This window comes from Xylophilus sp. ASV27, from assembly GCF_016428875.1.
Lineage (GTDB): Bacteria > Pseudomonadota > Gammaproteobacteria > Burkholderiales > Burkholderiaceae_C > Xylophilus.
Genome location: NZ_JAELTO010000205.1, coordinates 1 through 2,710, shown reverse-complemented (window position 1 = coordinate 2,710; position 2,710 = coordinate 1). Strand labels below are relative to the sequence as shown.

Annotated in this window: 2 protein-coding genes and 1 pseudogene; all 3 read right to left on the bottom strand. The window is 73.0% G+C overall.

Annotation, left to right across the window (positions count from 1 at the left end; genetic code table 11):
• On the bottom strand, window positions 1-894 hold an 894-nt coding region (locus JHD63_RS22230; RefSeq protein ID WP_198972957.1), incomplete at its 3' end, for an ATP-binding cassette domain-containing protein.
• 13 nt (window positions 895-907) lie between these two features.
• Window positions 908-2,137 carry an efflux RND transporter periplasmic adaptor subunit gene (locus tag JHD63_RS22225; protein WP_198972956.1) on the bottom strand — a complete coding sequence of 410 codons (1,230 nt, stop codon included), beginning with the start codon at window positions 2,135-2,137 and terminating at the stop codon, window positions 908-910.
• A 79-nt stretch (window positions 2,138-2,216) separates the two neighbouring features.
• A pseudogene (locus JHD63_RS22220) lies at window positions 2,217-2,710 on the bottom strand (hypothetical protein); the annotation flags it as partial.

The following is a 2,710-nucleotide window of genomic DNA, read 5'->3' as shown; positions in this document are numbered from 1 at the left end:
CCCCCCCCCCCCCCCCCCCCCCCCCCCCCCCCCCCCCCCCCCCCCCCCCCCCTTTTCAAGCAGAAGACGGCATACGCGATTTCCTGTACGGTCTCGTGGGCTCGGAGATGTGTATAAGAGACAGGGCGTGGTGCGCGCGGCGCCGGCCATGCGGCGCGTAGGGCGGTCGCCGATGATGCGGCCGTCGCGCAGCTCGATGATGCGCTCGGCATGCTCGGCCACCGCCATGTCGTGGGTCACGATGATGATGGTGTGGCCCTCGGCGTGCAGCTCCTGCAGGATCTTCATCACCTCTTCGCCGCTGGCGGAATCGAGCGCGCCGGTCGGCTCGTCGGCCAGGATCACGCTGCCGCCGTTCATCAGCGCGCGGGCGATCGACACGCGCTGCTGCTGCCCGCCCGAGAGCTGGCTCGGCCGGTAGCCGATGCGCTCGGCCAGGCCCAGGCGGGTCAGCAGCGCCTCGGCGCGCGCATGGCGCGCCGGCGGCGGCGTGCCGGCGTAGATGGCCGGCACCTCGACGTTGCCGCGCGCGCTCAGGTCCGACAGCAGGTGGTAGCGCTGGAAGATGAAGCCGAAGTGCTCGCGCCGCAGCGCGGCCAGCGCATCGGGCCCGAGCGCGCCGGTCTCGCGCCCGGCCACGCGGTAGCTGCCGGCGCTGGGCCGGTCCAGGCAGCCGAGGATGTTCATCAGCGTCGATTTGCCCGAGCCCGACTGGCCGACGATGGCCACCATCTCGCCGGCGTGGATGCGCAGCTCGATGTCCTGCAGCACCGCCACCGGCGTGTCGCCCGCGGGGAACTCGCGGCGCAGGCCGCGCAGCTCCAGCAGGGCCGGGCCGTCGGCGTGCGGTGTGTGGCCGGCGCTGGCGGCGGCCTGGGAGAAGTCCTGCTTCATGGCGGGCCTTTTCTCAGAAGCGCATCGGCGGGCCGCCGCGGCCGGGCCCCCGGCCCGGCGCCGCGGCGCCGGCCGGCGCGGCTTCGCCCAGCACCACGCGATCGCCGTCGGCCAGGCCTTCGGTCACCTGCGCGCTCAGGTTGTTGTTGATGCCGACCCTGATCCTGCGCGGCGCGGCGTTGCCCTCGGCATCGAGCACGCGCACGGTGTAGCGGCCGTCGGGCTCGCGCTTGCCCAGCGCCGAGGACGGAATGGTCAGCGCGCCCTTGGCCTCGGCGCGCACGATGGAGACCTGCGCCGTCATCGAGATGCGCAGCTTGCCCTGCGGGTTGGGCACGTCGAACAGCCCGTTGTAGTAGATGGCGGTGGTGGCAGTGGCCGAGCTGCTGCTGGAGGAGGTGGCGCTGGTGCTGTCGGTCAGGATCGAGTCCGGCGCCGGCTCCACCGTGCGCAGCGTGGCGTAGTAGCGCGTATCGGGCTCGCCCAGGATGGTGAAGTAGACCTTCTGCCCCGGCTGCACCTTGACCACGTCGGCCTCGGAGATCTGCGACTTGATGGTGACCGTGTCGAGCTGCGCCACCTTGATGATGGTGGGCGTGGTCTGGTTGGCATTGACCGTCTGGCCCTGCTGCGCCACCAGCGCCACCACCACGCCGTCGATCGGCGAGCTGATCTTGGTGTAGCCCAGGTTGACCTGCGCCGTGTCGGCGGTGATGGCGGCCTGCTTGATCTGCGCCTGCAGCGCGGCGATGTTGGCCTGCGTGGTCCGCAGCGTGGCCTGCGCCGCCTCGAAATCCTGGCGCGAGCCGGCGTCGGCATCGAGCAGCTCCTGCTGCCGGCGGTAGGCCAGCTCGGCCTGCACCAGCGCGGCCTGCTGCGCGGCCAGTTGGGCGCGCGTGTTCTCCAGCGCGGCCTGGGCATTGCGCACGTTGTTCTGCTGCGTGGTCGAGTCGATCTCGGCCACCAGCTGGCCCTTCTTCACCACATCGCCCAGCGCCACCTTCAGGCTCTTGATCTGCCCCGACACCTGCGCGCCCACGCTCACCTGCTTGAAGGCCTGCACCGTGCCGGTGGCCAGGACCACGTCCTCCAGATCGGCGGTGGCGGCGCGCGCGGTGACGAACTGCGGCGGCGCCTTGGCCGGGAAATAGCAGGACTTCACGCCCCACGCGATGGCGGCCAGCAGCAGGAGCAGCAGGGTGTAGCGGAGCAGGCGGGGCGTGCGCAGGGAGGGCATCGGCATGGGGTCGAGTGTGCGGGCGGGGTTTCGCGCGGCGGTGACGGGCGGGAGAAGCGTTTGTAAAGCTGGAGGCCGCGACGGCTCAGGGCGTGTCTTCGCGCTTCAGCGCCAGCGCCGTTTCGTACAGCGCATTGCGCGGCGCGCCGCTGATCTCGGCGGCCAGGCGCACCGCGGTCTTCACCGGCAGCTCCGCCAGCAGCAGGCGCAGCACGCGTTCGCCGGCGGCGCCCGCGTCGTCGGCGCGCGGGGCGGGGTGCAGCACCACCACGAACTCGCCGCGCGTGCGCTGCGGCGAGGCCGCGAGCCAGGCCGGCGCCGCGTCTGCGGCCACGGTGGCGATCTCCTCGAACTGCTTGGTCAGCTCGCGCGCGAAGGTCAGCGGCCGCGCGCCCAGCGGCAGCAGCGCGCGGGCCAGCTCCTCGATGCGGTGCGGCGCCTCCAGCAGCACCACGGCGCGCGGCTCGGCGGCCAGTTGCGCCACCGCCGCCGCGCGCTCGCCCTGTCTCTTATACACATCTAAAAGGGGGGGGGGGGGGGGGGGGGGGGGGGGGGGGGGGGGGGGGGGGGGGGGGGGGG

Coding starts and splice junctions, on each gene's coding strand:
- JHD63_RS22225 (WP_198972956.1), bottom strand. CDS start 2,137: ATGCCGATGCCCTCCCTGCGCACGCCCCGCCTGCTCCGCTACACCCTG.